General features: G+C 53.1%; 27 protein-coding genes. 17 read left to right on the top strand and 10 right to left on the bottom strand.

The window, feature by feature from the left end; translation table 11 throughout:
• Window positions 1-3: 3 nt before the first annotated feature.
• The 9 genes from INF61_RS20335 to INF61_RS20295 all read right to left on the bottom strand — a co-directional run bounded on the left by INF61_RS20335 (window position 4) and on the right by INF61_RS20295 (window position 4,982).
• Window positions 4-648 (bottom strand): DUF551 domain-containing protein, encoded by a 645-nt coding sequence (locus INF61_RS20335; RefSeq protein WP_193548060.1) that lies wholly within the window; start codon window positions 646-648, stop codon window positions 4-6.
• Entirely contained in the window at window positions 645-998 is a 354-nt protein-coding gene (locus INF61_RS20330) for a hypothetical protein (protein ID WP_181522280.1), read from the bottom strand. The genes INF61_RS20335 and INF61_RS20330 overlap by 4 nt, the downstream gene beginning before the upstream one ends.
• Window positions 995-1,198 (bottom strand): hypothetical protein, encoded by a 204-nt coding sequence (locus INF61_RS20325; protein ID WP_045332625.1) that lies wholly within the window; start codon window positions 1,196-1,198, stop codon window positions 995-997. The genes INF61_RS20330 and INF61_RS20325 overlap by 4 nt, the downstream gene beginning before the upstream one ends.
• The gene (locus tag INF61_RS20320) at window positions 1,195-1,494 is read right to left on the bottom strand and encodes a hypothetical protein (RefSeq protein WP_058655460.1); all 300 of its coding nucleotides are present in this window, start codon (window positions 1,492-1,494) and stop codon (window positions 1,195-1,197) included. The genes INF61_RS20325 and INF61_RS20320 overlap by 4 nt, the downstream gene beginning before the upstream one ends.
• 4 nt (window positions 1,495-1,498) lie before the next feature.
• A complete protein-coding gene (locus tag INF61_RS20315; protein WP_063845047.1) occupies window positions 1,499-2,872 on the bottom strand; it encodes a replicative DNA helicase in 1,374 nt (457 codons plus the stop codon).
• The gene (locus INF61_RS20310; protein WP_063845048.1) at window positions 2,869-3,954 is read right to left on the bottom strand and encodes a replication protein; all 1,086 of its coding nucleotides are present in this window, start codon (window positions 3,952-3,954) and stop codon (window positions 2,869-2,871) included. Before INF61_RS20310 ends, INF61_RS20315 begins: the two co-directional genes overlap by 4 nt.
• Window positions 3,947-4,093 (bottom strand): hypothetical protein, encoded by a 147-nt coding sequence (locus tag INF61_RS20305; protein WP_015571544.1) that lies wholly within the window; start codon window positions 4,091-4,093, stop codon window positions 3,947-3,949. The genes INF61_RS20310 and INF61_RS20305 overlap by 8 nt, the downstream gene beginning before the upstream one ends.
• An 89-nt stretch (window positions 4,094-4,182) precedes the next feature.
• A complete protein-coding gene (locus INF61_RS20300; RefSeq protein WP_193548059.1) occupies window positions 4,183-4,725 on the bottom strand; it encodes a toxin YdaT domain-containing protein in 543 nt (180 codons plus the stop codon).
• Window positions 4,726-4,754: 29 nt separating this feature from the next.
• Window positions 4,755-4,982, bottom strand: a complete 228-nt coding sequence (locus INF61_RS20295; RefSeq protein WP_045348771.1) for a helix-turn-helix domain-containing protein — start codon at window positions 4,980-4,982, stop codon at window positions 4,755-4,757.
• A 111-nt stretch (window positions 4,983-5,093) separates the two neighbouring features.
• Here INF61_RS20295 and INF61_RS20290 point away from each other — a divergent pair, with 111 nt between their 5' ends.
• Window positions 5,094-5,789 carry a helix-turn-helix transcriptional regulator gene (locus INF61_RS20290; RefSeq protein WP_193548058.1) on the top strand — a complete coding sequence of 232 codons (696 nt, stop codon included), beginning with the start codon at window positions 5,094-5,096 and terminating at the stop codon, window positions 5,787-5,789.
• A 225-nt stretch (window positions 5,790-6,014) separates the two neighbouring features.
• Window positions 6,015-7,034 (top strand): AAA family ATPase, encoded by a 1,020-nt coding sequence (locus tag INF61_RS20285; RefSeq protein WP_193548057.1) that lies wholly within the window; start codon window positions 6,015-6,017, stop codon window positions 7,032-7,034.
• A 48-nt stretch (window positions 7,035-7,082) separates the two neighbouring features.
• Here INF61_RS20285 and INF61_RS20280 read toward each other — a convergent pair whose 3' ends face one another.
• The gene (locus INF61_RS20280) at window positions 7,083-7,262 is read right to left on the bottom strand and encodes a hypothetical protein (protein WP_193548056.1); all 180 of its coding nucleotides are present in this window, start codon (window positions 7,260-7,262) and stop codon (window positions 7,083-7,085) included.
• A 440-nt stretch (window positions 7,263-7,702) separates the two neighbouring features.
• On the opposite strand from INF61_RS20280, the gene INF61_RS20275 reads away from it, so the two are divergent.
• The 15 genes from INF61_RS20275 (at window position 7,703) to INF61_RS20205 (ending at window position 14,735) form a co-directional block, all read left to right on the top strand.
• Window positions 7,703-7,981, top strand: a complete 279-nt coding sequence (locus INF61_RS20275) for a hypothetical protein (RefSeq protein WP_058655845.1) — start codon at window positions 7,703-7,705, stop codon at window positions 7,979-7,981.
• A gap of 143 nt (window positions 7,982-8,124) precedes the next feature.
• Complete coding sequence (locus INF61_RS20270; protein ID WP_063946818.1) at window positions 8,125-8,481, top strand: hypothetical protein; 357 nt, start codon at window positions 8,125-8,127, stop codon at window positions 8,479-8,481.
• The gene (locus INF61_RS20265) at window positions 8,478-8,636 is read left to right on the top strand and encodes a hypothetical protein (RefSeq protein ID WP_063946819.1); all 159 of its coding nucleotides are present in this window, start codon (window positions 8,478-8,480) and stop codon (window positions 8,634-8,636) included. The genes INF61_RS20270 and INF61_RS20265 overlap by 4 nt, the downstream gene beginning before the upstream one ends.
• Window positions 8,633-8,773, top strand: coding sequence for a host cell division inhibitory peptide Kil (locus INF61_RS20260; protein WP_023327239.1), 141 nt, complete (start codon window positions 8,633-8,635; stop codon window positions 8,771-8,773). The genes INF61_RS20265 and INF61_RS20260 overlap by 4 nt, the downstream gene beginning before the upstream one ends.
• A 68-nt stretch (window positions 8,774-8,841) precedes the next feature.
• Window positions 8,842-9,813, top strand: a complete 972-nt coding sequence (locus INF61_RS20255; RefSeq protein ID WP_063946820.1) for a hypothetical protein — start codon at window positions 8,842-8,844, stop codon at window positions 9,811-9,813.
• A 7-nt stretch (window positions 9,814-9,820) separates the two neighbouring features.
• Window positions 9,821-10,102, top strand: a complete 282-nt coding sequence (gene gamL / locus INF61_RS20250) for a host nuclease inhibitor GamL (protein ID WP_047357431.1) — start codon at window positions 9,821-9,823, stop codon at window positions 10,100-10,102.
• 9 nt (window positions 10,103-10,111) lie between these two features.
• Window positions 10,112-11,029 carry a recombinase RecT gene (locus INF61_RS20245; protein ID WP_000059964.1) on the top strand — a complete coding sequence of 306 codons (918 nt, stop codon included), beginning with the start codon at window positions 10,112-10,114 and terminating at the stop codon, window positions 11,027-11,029.
• Window positions 11,026-11,706: a lambda exonuclease family protein gene (locus INF61_RS20240; RefSeq protein ID WP_193548055.1), complete on the top strand. Its 681-nt coding sequence runs from the start codon at window positions 11,026-11,028 to the stop codon at window positions 11,704-11,706. The genes INF61_RS20245 and INF61_RS20240 overlap by 4 nt, the downstream gene beginning before the upstream one ends.
• The gene (locus INF61_RS22950) at window positions 11,697-12,173 is read left to right on the top strand and encodes a hypothetical protein (RefSeq protein ID WP_227413527.1); all 477 of its coding nucleotides are present in this window, start codon (window positions 11,697-11,699) and stop codon (window positions 12,171-12,173) included. The genes INF61_RS20240 and INF61_RS22950 overlap by 10 nt, the downstream gene beginning before the upstream one ends.
• Complete coding sequence (locus INF61_RS20230) at window positions 12,170-12,829, top strand: MT-A70 family methyltransferase (RefSeq protein WP_193548054.1); 660 nt, start codon at window positions 12,170-12,172, stop codon at window positions 12,827-12,829. The genes INF61_RS22950 and INF61_RS20230 overlap by 4 nt, the downstream gene beginning before the upstream one ends.
• Window positions 12,826-13,800 carry a DNA cytosine methyltransferase gene (locus tag INF61_RS20225; protein ID WP_193548053.1) on the top strand — a complete coding sequence of 325 codons (975 nt, stop codon included), beginning with the start codon at window positions 12,826-12,828 and terminating at the stop codon, window positions 13,798-13,800. The genes INF61_RS20230 and INF61_RS20225 overlap by 4 nt, the downstream gene beginning before the upstream one ends.
• Entirely contained in the window at window positions 13,797-14,015 is a 219-nt protein-coding gene (locus tag INF61_RS20220) for a hypothetical protein (protein WP_063946824.1), read from the top strand. Before INF61_RS20225 ends, INF61_RS20220 begins: the two co-directional genes overlap by 4 nt.
• Window positions 14,012-14,308, top strand: a complete 297-nt coding sequence (locus INF61_RS20215) for a DUF4406 domain-containing protein (protein WP_001514150.1) — start codon at window positions 14,012-14,014, stop codon at window positions 14,306-14,308. The genes INF61_RS20220 and INF61_RS20215 overlap by 4 nt, the downstream gene beginning before the upstream one ends.
• Complete coding sequence (locus tag INF61_RS20210) at window positions 14,305-14,496, top strand: DUF1382 family protein (protein WP_063946825.1); 192 nt, start codon at window positions 14,305-14,307, stop codon at window positions 14,494-14,496. Before INF61_RS20215 ends, INF61_RS20210 begins: the two co-directional genes overlap by 4 nt.
• On the top strand, window positions 14,493-14,735 hold the full coding sequence (locus INF61_RS20205; protein WP_057057841.1) for a DUF4060 family protein: 243 nt from the start codon (window positions 14,493-14,495) through the stop codon (window positions 14,733-14,735). Before INF61_RS20210 ends, INF61_RS20205 begins: the two co-directional genes overlap by 4 nt.
• The last annotated feature ends 11 nt before the right edge of the window (window positions 14,736-14,746 follow it).

Raw genomic sequence — 14,746 nt, 5'->3', positions numbered from 1 at the left:
AAATTACTCCTTAGGAGGATTTGGCAGTGGCATCCAGTGCGTGACATGCTCTACTAACAGATTATCGCAATAGAAATTCCAGTACCTGTCATACGCACCAGACCAAACTTCTCCATACTCATTGAATGCCAGGATGGCCTTAAACTGCTCCGGCATCCGATCACTGCAAGCCACCCAACCATCCGGAATCACAGGAGAGTTGCCATCGGCACCCTGAAGCATGACGGCGCGGCAGGCGTCAAACACTGCATTGTTAAACTTCACACCTTCAAACAAGATTTTTCCATCATGCTCAAACCAGAACTCGGACTTCTCAGCATCAGGTAAGAGGCTTTTAAGCACGCCATCGGGCACAGATACCGGCGCTGGCGGGGCGGTGTATAACCGAGTGCCATCTTTGAAATTCTCCCAATCAGCCTGTCCATCAGCGGCTATGCACACCACCTTCGCATCCGGGTGGCATCCGCAATCGTCATACTCACCGAGGACAACCTCGCCAACAGCCTCCGCTTCGAGCGATGCCAGCGCAATCTTCATCGCCGCCAGAGACATCGCAGCATCTTCGTTTACGATGCCAGGCACAGCATCTCGCTCTTCTTCGAGCTCCGCGATGGTCTTCAGTAGCCATTCTTTGGTAAGAGTGTTCATGATGCCTCTCCTTTACCGACTGCGGCGCGGTCGATTATTTTTATGAACTCAGCAGCGCCAACATCACCAAGACCAGCGTACTCGCTGATGAACTTCCTCGCCGATGCGATGATTCCGCACTGGTCAGCAATCCGTTTCTCTGCGGCTTCAGCCCTGGCTTCCTGTCTATGCGCCTCCGTCCATCCAGCATTGGAATGTGCCGCCGTTGCTTTCAGATCGTCGATCTGCTTGTCTTTGGCTTCCAGCTCATCCAGCAGCGCCAGCACGTCGCGAGTTTCAACGAACATATTCGGGTCGAAGTTATCGACCGCTTTCGCTGCGGCTGATTTCAGTTTGTCGATGTTGCTCATTGGGCGGCCTCCCGCTTCTGCTTGTTGTATACGGCCCAACTCAGAGCATCGAGCTTGTCACGACCTGCTTTGTCGTACATGTGGATGCCGTCTTTGCAGGCGTGTTCGAGTTTCACCTGCTCCTCAAGCTGATTGAGTTCGTCGTATGACAGGGTGGCCAGCTTCAGGCGATTCCAGCCAAAGTTACGGATGCGTGTCATACCCCTACCCTCCCCAAAACCATCAATACTCGCTTCATAGCCGCGCTGTTGCGGCACTCCTGAAATATTCCGTTGGTGCAGCTGCGCGCGGTACCAGCCTGCTCTTCCGGCGTAGCCAGGCGATAAGTCACCGTTCGCCAGACCTTGCTCACGCGCACAATCTTGCGGGCCCGCTCCAGATCGATAGCGTTCTTCGTGATGCAGTTGATGGTCATGCCGCACTCTGTGGCCACATCCTTCGCGGTAAATGTCCTGTGCGTTTCGAGATAACGCAGAATTGCCTGTTTGCCTTTCATCGTCTTAGCACTCATAGTCAGACTCCTGTTGCATCTGGCCGCTGTAGGTGAAATCTACCGGGTCCAGGCCGGAGTAGCGGCTGCTGAAGTGGTAGGTCTTTTCTGCCCCCGGCGCATGCCGGGACTTCACACAGATGATTTCGGTGATGCCTTTCAGTTCGGTGTTCGGGTTGTATTTCTCATCCCGGTAGATCATGAAAATCACATCGGCTTCCTGCTCGATAACACCGGACTCGCGGAGGTCAGCTGCGACCGGGCGCTTATTAGCACGTTCTTCGACCTTACGGTTAAGCTGAGCCAGTGCGATGACCGGGCAACGCAACTCTTTCGCCAGGTTCTTCAGGCCGGTGGCGATCTCCCCTACGCTGCGGTTCATGTTCTCAGGGTCAGACATGCGCATCTTCTGGAGGTAATCGACAATGACCACACCAAGTCCACCCAGTTTCTTGCTCATTCGCCTGGCTTCCGCTCGCACCTGATGAACGCTGAGGGATGGCTTGTCGTTGATATAGATCGGGGCTTCGATGAAATCCTTCATGCAGTGGCCGACCTTTCCCCAGGCACCATCCATCACGCCGCTCTGCTTGCTGAGTAAATCCTCTTTGCTCACCCGGGCCCGGTGGAACGCGACTCGCTCAGAGATTTGTTCCACTGGCATCTCGAGACTGAAGAACAGCACCGGCTTTTTGTTTTTCAGGCCGACTGTCTCGGTCACGGTGGTGCTGAACATAGTTTTCCCCATGCCAGGGCGCCCGCCGACAACGATGAAATCGGTGTTGTTGAACCCGCCGAATGCGCTGTCGATGGTCGCCATGCCCAGCTCGGTTTTGTGCTTCCAGATATCACCGCTGATAATCGACTGGATAGTCTCGAGGGACATGTCGATCCCGGTGGTGATGTGCTCGGTGCCGTAGTCGGTGTTGTGCTCGATGCCAGAGATATCCGCCTGTATGTTGCCGATGATGTCAGCGATACCCTCACTGGATGGTTCGGACAGCTTCTGGATCCCTACCTGTAGCGCCAGGGTCATCCGGCGGCCGAGATGCATTTCCCGCAACTTTTCGCAGTACGAGGCAAGGTTCGCGAACGACGGTGTGTTTTTGCTGCATTCAGCCAGGTAAGCGAATCCGCCCGCACTCTCAAGCACCCCGAGTCGCTCAAGGTCGCTGGTCAGCGTAAGCAGGTCTATCTTCGAACCGGATTCGTTAAGGCGCTTATAGGACCGCAGAGCCACCTTGTGAGGCGTTGCTGTGAAGTGGTCCTCAGTCAGCCCCTCAATCGCATCGGTAGCCATGTCCGCACCCTCTGGGCGACCTGCTGCAAGCATTATTCCGCCGATGACGGCCTGCTCAACGTATAAATCAATAAAACGGCTCATGCTTTCACTCCCTTGCGCTCACGGTGCTCGTTGATGGCCTGCTCGTAGACAGATCCCCAGTTCTTCGGATTCAGTATCCAGTCGAGAGTCAGCCATGGCTGATCGCCTCTGGTGCCGAACAGGGAAGACTTGCTAATCAGCTCGAAGGCCATTCCCATGTGCTTCAGTTCTCGCCAGTTGCCCTGGGTGGTTTTGCCGTTCCACACAGCTTCCAGGTCTCGATAGGCCGGACGGCGGCGGTTCCACTCATGCAGTGAAACGGCCTTCGAAGGGAATTTTTCATTCCAGAGCTTGATGATCTCTTCGTGCGGACAGGCTTTCGGGTTGCTTCCATGACCATCTGCCCATATCAGGGCGTCTGACAGGTATCCATCAAAGCGGGTCATACGGCACAGGTTCTCTGGCTTGAAGCTGTGACCCCAGTTCACATGGGCCCAGCGGATAACGAGTTTCAGCTCTTCAGCGGTGTAGCACTGGTCTTTGCTCTTCACCGTGGAGAGAGCTTTCTCGAAAGGTGCCAGCGCAGCACAACGACTACCCGTTAGCTCGTTGAAGTAATCCATCACCTCCTGAGCGAGTGAGTTTTCCCCCTGGGGGGATTTAGGGGGATCTTTTCTTTCTTTCTTTTGAATAGTTTCTTTTGTGTTTAGCTGAGTTGGCTTATGGGTATTAGCTGACTTGGCTAATGTTTCATTAGCTGTTTCGGCTAATGATTTGCCATTTTGGCTAATGCTGAAATTCCAGTCAGAAATCACCTTATTCACCCCGATCGCCATGCCATTGGTAACGATGATGTTCATTGCAATCATCTCGTTCTTGGCCTTGCAGACATGCGTATGGTGAATACCGGTCATCGCCGAAATCTGGGTATTGGTAATGCGGTCAAACTTTTTCCCGAACCCGTAGGTTTTGCGGATCACCGCCAGAACGACCTTCAGCTGGCGAGCCGTTAAATCAGCAGCCATAACCGCTTCCAGCAGCTCGTTAGCGATGCGGGTATACCCATCATCGATATCTGCCACCTGACGCTCCACGACCGTTACAGACGGTCTGAAAGGTATTACTTTTGCGAGGTTATCCACGACCGCTCTCCTTGCGTTTCAGTTCTTCCAGGATGGCGCGCATCTTCTCGGCCACAATCGGATTAACCGAGCGGATGAAGCGGTCGCGGGTTATGTTTTTATGTACAGCGGTATGGTAATAGCGTGGATTTTTTGCCATTATTCCTCCTGCAATGAGTGCACACGATTTGCATCTGAAGGCCAGTTCTGTTCGCGCAGACTGGCTTTCGCCATTTTTGAAACTTCCCATCACATAACCCCCAACATCGAAGTGACCATAGCCATCAGCGGCGCGGTCAGATCCGGGTCGACACGGAACATCTCTACAATCCCCTCACTGATTTCCTTGATCTTCTGGTGACGCGGAGCGTTCATCGCAACGGCCACTTTCGCCTCGCTCGTTTCCTTCTCAAGTCGCGCTAAGCGGGACATAAAGCTGTCTTCTGGGAGAAGGCGGTGGCGATACTCAACAGGCAGGACCGCCATGATTGCGGGTGTCAGCTGGCGCACGTTCTCGCGGTACTGTTCGGAGTCGAAACGGTTGTCAAGGAAGCGGAACAGCTTCTGGCGCGCCCGGCTGATGTCTTCCGGAAAGCTGATAGCGGCCCCGCCCTGCTCCCGGTATTCGTTGATGATCAGCGCCGAAACGACGTCCTGATTGTCCAGCGCCGACGACCATGCCCGGACCGCATCGCGGATCTTTTCGTGGTCCGGCGCTGCCTTAGGTTGAGCGCGGTTTATCATCGCTCCCGGATGTATTCCGGTATTGTGTTGATACGCAAGTGAATGCATTGCTTTCCCTTTCGTGGTTAGGGCCGCCGTTAAGCGGCTGTGTTATTTGCCCCAAGGAGCTGGGCGAGATCTGGACGGATATCTGCTGGTTTAAGCTTGCCGTTGGTTGCTGTGACAATCTTCATTACGTAGCGGGCATCAATGCCGCCGCCGTGCAACCAGCGCCATACCGTCGGCTGCGCCACACCGCAAAGGTCGGCTAATTTCTTCTGGCTACCAGCGATATCAATGGCGCGCTGGATGGTTTTGTTCGTCATATTCCAATTCCTATGAGTATTGGTGTGAATTGATAATAGCAATGCGTATTGATTTAGGCAATAGCTAAACGTGTTTTGACCATCAATACGCAAGCGTATAAATTTAAACTCATGAAAAAAGAAACTCTTGCAGAACGCCTGAATCAGGCGATGGAACTATCTGGCATGTCTCAGGGCGCTTTGGCTAAGGCGTCTGGAGTTGCTCAGCCCACTATCTGGAGGCTGACCAGTGGCAATGCCCGTGGCTCTACTAAAATCGTTGAGATAGCCAATGCGCTTGGCGTTCGATCTGAGTGGCTCTCAACCGGAGTTGGACCGATGCGAAGTGATGGGCAGCAACCTACACCTGCTTCGCCTTCCAATATCGTTCAAGATGTTTTCAGGGTGGATGTTCTCGATCTGACCGTAAGTGCTGGGCCCGGCTCATTTATGATTTCTGAATTTGTTGAGGTTCTGCACGCTATCGAGTTCACAACTGAGCATGCGCGTTCCCTCTTCGGAAATCGCCCTCAGCATGATGTGAAGGTAATGACAGTTGACGGCGACAGCATGTGCCCGACAATCCAGTCTGGTGATCGCCTGTTCTTCGACGTATCAGTAAGAAGTTTCAAAGTTGATGGGGTGTATGCGTTTGTCTTCGGGCAACACTTCCATGTTAAGCGCCTGCAAATGCAGGGGTTACAATTAGCCGTGCTTTCAGATAACCCGGCATACAAAGACTGGTATGTGACGGAAGATAATCAGGATCAGCTGTACATCATGGGTAAAGCGCTGATCCATGAGTCTATTGCGTATAACAAACTTTGACTTCCGACTGATCGGCAAGGTGTTCTGGTCGGCGCATAGCTGGTAGGAACTAATCCAACAATGAGGTCGCAGAAATGCGGCCTTTTTGTTGGTTACCGATGTAACCACTGGTAAACGGTTTACCAAAAGATTGACCTTTGTGGTTAACGGTGTCACCATTGGTTAATCGTTTACCATTGGTCATTAGGTTGACCATTAATGACATCGTTAACCAGCGGGGGCGTTATGAAGAAGTATGCAATTTGGAATAACAAAGGCGGCACCGGCAAGACTAGTTTATCTTTCCAAGCTATTTGCAGATATGCAGAGACCAACCCATTAGAGAGGGTGTTAGTTATTGATGTTTGCCCACAGGCTAATCTTTCAGAGCTTTTCCTTGGCGGGCTGATTGGTAATGGCAGTATCAATCTTCTCACCAGGCATGACCTGGCAAGTAGATGCACTTTAGGCGGATATTTCCAAATGCGCCTCCCGACGCCATATCAGAAACCTAACTTCGACAGTCATGACTACCTTACGCATCCAAAGTCATTTAATGACCATATACCGAGCAACATTTCATTAATTTGCGGTGATCCTTTGCTTGAGCTTCAGGCAAATGCAATTAATACATTGGCGAACCAGCAAATACCTGGGACTAACGCTTGGGTAAGTATCATTGACTGGATAAATGATTTAATTGATGGGATCAGGGACGAATATGATGTTTTGTTTGTCGATTGCAACCCAAGTTTCTCAATCTACACTCAAATCGCTCTTGCTGCGATTGATAAGCTCATCCTTCCCGTGATGGCTGATGATTCATCCAGAAGGGCTATACAGAACGCTTTTTCATTGATCTACGGTTTGAAACTTCCTTCTGACATCTATGCATCATATGCGTTCGCTAACAAGCTTAATGCCGTTGACAGGCCGCTTCCGAAAGTGCATATGATTGCAAAAAATAGATTGACTCAATATATGGGTCCAGCATCCGCCTATGCTGCCGTTTTGAATTCCATTGACAATGATATTCAACAACTTCTAATAAGCCACCCGCACATATTCGATTTTAATGATGTCGATGATGGAATCGTAAATATTAAAGATTTTCAAACCACCGGGGTTGTGGCATTTGCTAAGGGTTGCCCGTTCTCCATTTTACCGACCGGAAGCGTAAGGGTTATGAACCGCCGAGTTAAAGTAAATGGACCTTACAAACAATCATGTTTGGAAGCGATCGATAAAATGGTTGCCAAACTTTAAACACCCCACCCGGCCACCGTGCCGGGTTTTTTACTTCCCTTCCCTTCCCTAGCCTTTAATCTCAAGCAGCAGTTTTCTCATCTCACACCACGCAATCATGATAGACACAGCAAAAAATCCATAGCACAGGAACGCCAGGAATGGTGAATCACCGCCCACATCCATCTTCACGCTCGCCCCGAACAACATCACCCCAAAGATAAACAATAAAGCTTTCAAGTATTTCATCTCGCGCTCCTTTTCAAAAAAAACAACGCAACCCTATCACAGCGCACTTCGTCACGCACATTTGAAAAATAAATTCTTTTAGTTATCAATGTATTAATAGCAATTGCTATTATTTAATATCAATACGCATTGCTATAAACAATACTCATCGCTATTATCAACCCATCGAAACGAAACATCGACAGCTGAGCGAAGTTAGCCAGCGGCGAAGTGGATATTCGGTCAGTCGAACGGCGCGACAGTAAACCATGCGTCGGACGCCCGGCGGGCTCAGGGAGAGCGGCAATGGTGCGTAACTGGAATGTTTTGGGGTGTGGTGTGTTCTTCGGAACGACCTGGAAGCGGCTGGATAGACATTCGCATAGGCCAGCAAGGTGCGAAACACCACACCGACCAAAGCATTTCTCCCGCATCAGCGGGTAACGACAGAGGGTAAGGCAATGGGATTAAAGCAGGTTAAGCGCTTCAAGGAAGATGACGAGGTTATTTGGTCTAGCCAGGCAGGTGGCGCTGAGAAGGTAAAGATTGGCACTGTGGTTGAGGTAATTCCGGCAGGGAAAAGCATTCTGCATTCCCGGTTCCGCAATGAACTCGATGCATCAACGCTGCCGCGAAAAGAAGAAAGTTACATCGTCTGCGTTGGCCCAAAGCCTGGGTCGAGAGCGAAACCAAAATACTACTGGCCGCGAACATCGGCTCTTTCATTGAATACGAACTAACCCGCTCCGGCGGGTTTTTTATCGGCCATACATAGGCAGATTTTCGAGTCTGCCAATTTATGACAACCGGCGGCCATCCACCGCCCATTAGCGCAGAAGTCTTTGTTAACGTTCAGCGGCGCGGCTTAAGCGCGGAGATGATTATGAAATACACCATGAAGGTTTATAAAAACTCTGATGACCATGCTGCTTATCTGAAAGCGCGATCCGACGGCGCCAGAAATGGCCAGTCATTTGAATGGGCGGGTCACCGCTGGGCGTACGAAGTCACCAGCTTTGACGATGCCGGCAATTACGACCTGCTTTACCGGTTTGATGACAAGCCATATCCAGAAGAAGTTTCAGTCAATACAGATGACATGACGATCCGTGACTACTTTGCAGCTAAGGCTATGCAGGGAATCATCAGCAGCGAATGCAACTATGGAGCGTTTAGTGATTTAGCAAGCGATGCATACAGCATTGCCGACGCGATGCTCCTCGCTCGGGAGGCCTCATGACAGTCACCCACAACAGCAAGCAGTACACCGCCAAAAAGCTCAACGATAACGAGTGGCAGTTGACGTCGGTATCGGCACCGCGCGACAAGCTGACGCTGAACCGCCAACAGATGAATATCGCTGGCCTCATGAAACAGGTTGAGGTGAAGGCATGATCAATCATCACCTGCTGCGCGCAGCGCAGAGTAAAGCAGCCATTGCCCTGTTTATCGGTGATGGCGCCATGTGGATGGCAGCCTACGACGAAATGAAGGTCGCCATCGGTTATCCGTGGCATAGAAAAACAGCCTAACCCCCTATTCAACCGATCGGCCTGGCTTATGCGGGCGGGATCTGCACATCCAAATTTCAGGAGAAACCATGAGCGAAGTAACGGACTTAACAGTCATCGAAATCAAGCCGGAGCAGGCGCCAGTGCTTTACGTAGCGGGCGGCCTTGACGCTTATCTCGAGCAAATCCGCCAGGCAGTAAACGAAGTGCCGGACCTGTCCACGAAGAAGGGCCGTGACCGTGTCGCCTCTCTGGCGGCGCAGGTGTCCCGCAGTAAGACTGCAATCGAAAAGCCAGGCCGAGAGTACCTAAAACGCCTGAAAGAAGCTGTGCGCCCCGCTGAGGCCGAAATTAAGCGATTCGTTGATGCCTGCGACGACCTGCGCGACGCGACCCGCCGCCCTCTAACCGAATGGGAGGCCGAGCAGGAACGCATTAAGGCTGAAGAAGCCATGAACGCGCTGCACGCCGAGGCGCTGGAAATGAACATCAAGTTCGATCAGGAGTTGGCGGCCAAGTTAGAAGCAGACCACGAAATGGCTCTGTTGATGAACAAGGATTTCGACCGTGACCGCGAAGAGCAGCGCCGCCAGGCGGAACAGGCACAGCGTGAACGTGACGAGCGGCTGAAGCAGGAGGCGGCAGAGCAGGCCCGCCGCGATGCCGAAGCTAAGCACAAAGCGGAGATTGAAGCCGCAGCGCGCCGTGAAGCCGAAGAGAAAGCCCGTGCTGAGCTGGCAGAACGCCAGCGCATCGAGGCTGAACAGCGTGCGGCACGCGAGAAGCAGGAAGCAGAAGCGCGGGCGGAAAGAGAAAAAGCTGCGGCAGTGGAAGCTGAGCGCCTCAAAGCAAAACAGGCAGAAGAGAAACGCCTGGCAGAAGAGAAGCGAATCGCCGATGAGCAGGCAAAACGTGAAGCCGATGTGAAGCACCGCAAAACGGTCGGCACCAACATCGTTAACGCGCTCACCAGCCAAACCAGCTTAACCCGCGAGCAGGCTATCGAAGTGCTTACCGCTCTGAAAGATGACCTGATCCCCTGCGCAAAAATCCATTACTGAGGCAACCATGAACGCATACCTCACTTACGACCGAATCGAAGATCGGCGCTGGGTTGAGCAGCAACTTACCGACGAGAAAGAGAAGTGGATCGACGACAGAGCGAAAGAACTGATCGCCATGTTCCCGAAATATGCTTTGCAAATGAGTAGCCTGTTTCTCCCAAAAGAAGCGCAAATGGCACTAGTCGGTGAAAAGGCAGAGGAAGCCTATAACGACTATGTCACACGCATCTGTTACGACCGCGCCGAAGAAGAGTGGGATCGCCTTCATCCAATCTGCCCATTTTAAGGAGGGACTATGAGCTTAACCCTTGTTGATTTCGTCAAACAACAGGAGCCGCTTTTCATTAAGGCGGCCACTGACGAGCGGATGGTGTGGGCGAAGGAAAGTCAGTTCGCCATCCAGCTATTTCAGAACAACGACTACCTCGCGAAAGTTGCATTCCAGAACCAGACCAGCACACAGAACGCGATCATCAACGTTGCGGCTATCGGTATTTCGCTAAACCCAGCTCAGAAGCTGGCTTACCTGGTTCCGCGTAAAGGGGCTATTTGCCTCGACATCAGTTACATGGGCCTGATGCACATCGCGCAGCAGTCTGGCGCCATTAAGTGGTGCCAGTCGGCTATTGTTCGAAGAAACGACCAGTTCCGCCGCGAGGGGCTCGATAAGCCGCCGATCCACATCTACAACGACTTTGATACTGAAGAGCAGCGCGGGGACATTGTAGGGGCGTATGTAACGGTAAAAACTGACGATGGTGATTACCTTACCCATACGATGCGCATCGATGCCATCTACTCCATCCGTGACCGGTCTGAAGCATGGAAGAAGTACAAATCTGACAACAGCAAGAAGTGTCCATGGGTCACCGATGAAGAGCAGATGATCCTAAAGACGGTCGTGAAGCAGGCAGCAAAATACTGGCCTCGACGTGAGCGCCTGGATGCCGCCATCGACCATGTTAATACCGAGGGTGAGGAAGGTATCAACTTCTCAGCAGAACGCCAGCCAGAACGCGATGTAACCCCAGCAGGGGACGAAATTATCAAGGAGATTAACGACGTCCTTATCGCAATGGATAAGACATGGGAAGAAAACCTGCTCCCAGTCTGTTCGCAAATTTTCCGTCGTGATATTCGCGATTCATCCGAGCTTACCCAAGCCGAGGCAGTTAAGGCCTTAGGCTTCCTCAAGAAGAAGGCGGCAGCATGACACCAGAAATTATCCTGGCCCGGACCGGCATAGATGTGTCCACCGTAGAGCAAGGTGATGAAGCATGGGCCAAATTAAGGCTCGGAGTTATTACTGCCTCTGACGCTCACAACGTCATTTCCAAGCCTCGATCTGGCACCAAATGGACGGGCATGAAAATGTCCTACTTCCACACCCTACTCGCCGAGGTATGCACCGGCGTAGCGCCAGAGGTTAACGCCAAGGCGCTGGCATGGGGCAAGCAGTTCGAGGAAGACGCTCGTACCCTCTTCGAGTTCACCACTGACGTGAAAGTCACGGAGTCTCCGATTTTGTTCCGTGACGAGAGCATGCGTACCGCGTGTTCCCCGGACGGCCTGTGCAGTAACGATTTCGGCCTCGAATTGAAATGCCCGTTCACCTCCCGCGACTTCATGAAATTCCGCCTTGGCGGTTTCGAAGCCATCAAGTCTGCGTATATGGCCCAGGTGCAGTACAGCATGTGGGTGACCGGGAAAGAAGCCTGGTTCTTTGCCAACTACGACCCGCGCATGAAACGCGAAGGTATTCACCACGTCGTCGTTGAGCGGGATCCGCGGTACATGTCCGACTTCAACGAAATGGTGCCGGAGTTCATCGAGAAGATGGACGAGGCGCTGGCGGAGATCGGCTTCACGTTTGGCGAACAGTGGAGGTAACAATTGGAGCAAATCACTGGCAACCATGGGAAAACCTGTTCCTGCATGAAGTTGCCGGACAGATGCCCGTCTCATTGATTGCCGAAAAACTGGAGAGAAGTGAGCGCGCCGTTTACACACAGGCTGCTCGCCTCGATGTGAAATTCCCAGCCAACACCAACCTAAGGAAGTGGACCAAAGCAGAGTTGTTTCTGTTTGGCCGGTTCTCTCCCGAGGAAATCGCCGCGGCAACCGGCCGATCTATCTACTCCGTGCGCAGCAAGCGCAACTCACTTGCCCGATCGTCAGGAGGTAAAGTCATGCCTGAATGGACTACCGAAGAGCTTGCGCTGCTGTGGCGACACTCAAACGCCGAAGTCGCAGATATTACCGGCCGCAGCATTGATGAGGTCGGAGATAAGCGGCTGCAAACCAATATTGAGCGTAATGGCTGGGATGTTAACGATCCGGAGCAGGAGGATGCATGACCGGAAAATACTCTCTTATCTACGCAGATCCGCCCTGGTCTTACGGCAACACCATCAGCAACGGCGCCGCTGCCGATCACTACTCCACCATGAAGCTCATCGACATCAAGCGCCTGCCAGTGTGGGAACTTGCCGCCGATAACGCGGTGCTGGCGATGTGGTACACCGGCACACATAACCAGGAGGCTATCGAACTTGCCGAGGCCTGGGGCTTTACCGTTCGCACAATGAAAGGCTTTACCTGGGTGAAGCTGAACCAGAACGCCGAGCTGCGCATCAACAAGGCGCTGGACGAGGGTGAAGTAACCGACTTTTACGACTTCCTCAACCTGCTAAACGCCGAGACGCGCATGAACGGTGGAAACCACACCCGGGCCAATACCGAAGACCTACTGATTGCTACCCGCGGCGCCGGGCTGGAACGTAAGCACGCCGGGATTAAGCAGGTTGTCTACAGCCCGCTCGGCGCGCACAGCGAAAAGCCGTGGGAAGTGCGCCATCGGCTGGAGCTGCTTTACGGTGATGTGCCTCGCATTGAGTTGTTCAGCCGCAGCGCGGCCCCGGGCTGGGCTCACTGGGGAAATCAGTGCGCCACCGCCGCGGTTGAACTGCTACCCGGCTGCGCCATCGATGTTGTTAAGACGGAGGCCGCATGACGCCAGCAGCTTATTACAACGAAATCGACCCGTTCGCTGCCCAGTGGCTTCGGAACTTAATCGCAGGCGGCCATATCGCCCCAGGCGAAGTTGATGAAAGGAGTATTGAAGATGTCACACCTGACGATCTGCGAGGATTCACGCAGTGCCACTTCTTCGCCGGAATTGGCGTCTGGTCTCATTCCCTGCGGATCGCCGGATGGCCTGACGATAAACCAGTCTGGACCGGTTCCTGTCCGTGCCAGCCTTTCAGCGCGGCAGGCAAAGGAGATGGGTTTGCTGACGAGCGGCACCTTTGGCCACACTTCTTCCACCTCATCAGCGAGCGCAGACCTCAGCATGTCTTTGGCGAACAGGTTGCAGCAGGTAACGCAAACGCATGGTTCGACCTTGTACAAGCTGACCTGGAAGGAATGGAATACGCCTTCGGGCTTGTGCCGTTTACGTCAGCGGGCATCGGTGCGCCGCACATCAGAGAACGGGCTTATTGGGTGGCAAACTCCGGTGGCGAACGACTCAACCGGATCGACTCATTGCTACAGCGGGAAGAATGTGGACGGGTCACCGAAAGTGTGCTTGAAGCTTCCAGGGACCGTAATGCTGGCAGCGTGGCCAACACCAACGGCGAGCGATCACAAAGGGAGCGGGAAAACAGTAATCAGGAGCGATGGGAAGGATCGGACGTTCGACAGACTGGATTACGCTGCGGAGCAGGGTTTAGTAGCACCCTTGAGGTTAACGGTTTTTGGAGAGATGCGGACTGGCTCTTTTGTCGAGATGGCAAATGGCGTCCAGTTGAACCCGGCACATTCCCGCTGGTTGATGGGGCTGCCGCGCGCCTGGGACGAGTCGAGCCCGGGGTGGCAAGAGTGGCAAGCAGCAACCGCGTCGGCAGACTCAAAGGCTACGGTAATGCCATAAACGCACAGGCTGCGGCTGAATTTATCCGGGCTTATATGGAGCGGTTATGACATCTGAAACAGACAACGCCATCCGCGCCGCCTGCCGCCGCCGCACCGAGGAAATCCAGCAGGCCATGCGCAAGAAGCCAAAGCCTAACTGGAACGAAACAGTGCCTCCCATCATCAACAAGCATCACAAGAAAATTGAAGCTCTGGGAGTTAGCCTCCTGGAGTTCGTCGTATACACAGGGCGGATTAATCGCCGCTTCGGAGTGGAATCGTGAAAGTTTATATTGCCGGGCCGATGAGCGGCCTACCTAATTTTAACCGTGCCGCTTTTAACCATGCGCATTTTCATCTCTGGTCGAAAGGCCATATTGTTCTGAATCCTGCCCGTCTACCAGATGGATTAACCCAGGCCGAGTATATGGACATCTGCCTGTCAATGCTTCGCTGTGCTGATGCTATCTACATGCTTGAAGGCTGGGAGCACTCCGCTGGCGCCCGCGCGGAGAATGCCCTGGCCGAGAAGCTGGAAATGGAAATTATCTTCCAGGAAGAGGATCGCGCCGCATGAACAGAGCCTCACCAGTTGATTTGAGGACAAGCCTCGAAATCGCCAACCACCTGGCGCACATAGGGATTCGCTTTGTGCCGATCCCGGTGGCGACCGAGGAAGAATTCCAGACACTGGCTGCCGAGTTATCGCGACGGCTTGAGCAGATGGCGGTTGAAGCCGAGAAGAATGAAGGCGGTGAAGCATGAAACTGATTAACCGCGGTAATCAGCAGTCTCCTATCGCGCGACAGGCATGCGACATCGCACTGACTGCCCACCAGCAAAGATACGGCGACTATGGGCGCAGCAAGATGAAAGAGACGTATACGGTGAAGGTTGAAGGCGTGAAGGTCTGGGTGGAGGTGGTGAACCGCAAGGCGAGCTATGTGGCCACGGCAATGACCGGCATGCGCCGCTTGCGTGCCCTTCCCGGCCAGGCGTCCTGATAAAGAATTAT

The sequence above is a fragment of the Enterobacter cloacae complex sp. P18RS genome, assembly GCF_014982105.1.
Classification (GTDB): domain Bacteria; phylum Pseudomonadota; class Gammaproteobacteria; order Enterobacterales; family Enterobacteriaceae; genus Enterobacter; species Enterobacter hormaechei_C.
Note: the sequence above shows the minus strand (reverse complement) of the source record. Positions and strands in the feature narration are given on the sequence as shown.

Coding starts and splice junctions, on each gene's coding strand:
- INF61_RS20220 (WP_063946824.1), top strand. CDS start 13,797: ATGACATCTGAAACAGACAACGCCATCCGCGCCGCCTGCCGCCGCCGC.
- INF61_RS20210 (WP_063946825.1), top strand. CDS start 14,305: ATGAACAGAGCCTCACCAGTTGATTTGAGGACAAGCCTCGAAATCGCC.
- gamL (WP_047357431.1), top strand. CDS start 9,821: ATGAACGCATACCTCACTTACGACCGAATCGAAGATCGGCGCTGGGTT.
- INF61_RS20330 (WP_181522280.1), bottom strand. CDS start 998: ATGAGCAACATCGACAAACTGAAATCAGCCGCAGCGAAAGCGGTCGAT.
- INF61_RS20225 (WP_193548053.1), top strand. CDS start 12,826: ATGACGCCAGCAGCTTATTACAACGAAATCGACCCGTTCGCTGCCCAG.
- INF61_RS20300 (WP_193548059.1), bottom strand. CDS start 4,725: ATGCATTCACTTGCGTATCAACACAATACCGGAATACATCCGGGAGCG.
- INF61_RS20255 (WP_063946820.1), top strand. CDS start 8,842: ATGAGCGAAGTAACGGACTTAACAGTCATCGAAATCAAGCCGGAGCAG.
- INF61_RS20205 (WP_057057841.1), top strand. CDS start 14,493: ATGAAACTGATTAACCGCGGTAATCAGCAGTCTCCTATCGCGCGACAG.
- INF61_RS20325 (WP_045332625.1), bottom strand. CDS start 1,198: ATGACACGCATCCGTAACTTTGGCTGGAATCGCCTGAAGCTGGCCACC.
- INF61_RS20305 (WP_015571544.1), bottom strand. CDS start 4,093: ATGGCAAAAAATCCACGCTATTACCATACCGCTGTACATAAAAACATA.
- INF61_RS20265 (WP_063946819.1), top strand. CDS start 8,478: ATGACAGTCACCCACAACAGCAAGCAGTACACCGCCAAAAAGCTCAAC.
- INF61_RS20230 (WP_193548054.1), top strand. CDS start 12,170: ATGACCGGAAAATACTCTCTTATCTACGCAGATCCGCCCTGGTCTTAC.
- INF61_RS20245 (WP_000059964.1), top strand. CDS start 10,112: ATGAGCTTAACCCTTGTTGATTTCGTCAAACAACAGGAGCCGCTTTTC.
- INF61_RS20315 (WP_063845047.1), bottom strand. CDS start 2,872: ATGAGCCGTTTTATTGATTTATACGTTGAGCAGGCCGTCATCGGCGGA.
- INF61_RS20270 (WP_063946818.1), top strand. CDS start 8,125: ATGAAATACACCATGAAGGTTTATAAAAACTCTGATGACCATGCTGCT.
- INF61_RS20280 (WP_193548056.1), bottom strand. CDS start 7,262: ATGAAATACTTGAAAGCTTTATTGTTTATCTTTGGGGTGATGTTGTTC.
- INF61_RS20260 (WP_023327239.1), top strand. CDS start 8,633: ATGATCAATCATCACCTGCTGCGCGCAGCGCAGAGTAAAGCAGCCATT.
- INF61_RS20295 (WP_045348771.1), bottom strand. CDS start 4,982: ATGACGAACAAAACCATCCAGCGCGCCATTGATATCGCTGGTAGCCAG.
- INF61_RS20335 (WP_193548060.1), bottom strand. CDS start 648: ATGAACACTCTTACCAAAGAATGGCTACTGAAGACCATCGCGGAGCTC.
- INF61_RS20285 (WP_193548057.1), top strand. CDS start 6,015: ATGAAGAAGTATGCAATTTGGAATAACAAAGGCGGCACCGGCAAGACT.
- INF61_RS20320 (WP_058655460.1), bottom strand. CDS start 1,494: ATGAAAGGCAAACAGGCAATTCTGCGTTATCTCGAAACGCACAGGACA.
- INF61_RS20240 (WP_193548055.1), top strand. CDS start 11,026: ATGACACCAGAAATTATCCTGGCCCGGACCGGCATAGATGTGTCCACC.
- INF61_RS20290 (WP_193548058.1), top strand. CDS start 5,094: ATGAAAAAAGAAACTCTTGCAGAACGCCTGAATCAGGCGATGGAACTA.
- INF61_RS20275 (WP_058655845.1), top strand. CDS start 7,703: ATGGGATTAAAGCAGGTTAAGCGCTTCAAGGAAGATGACGAGGTTATT.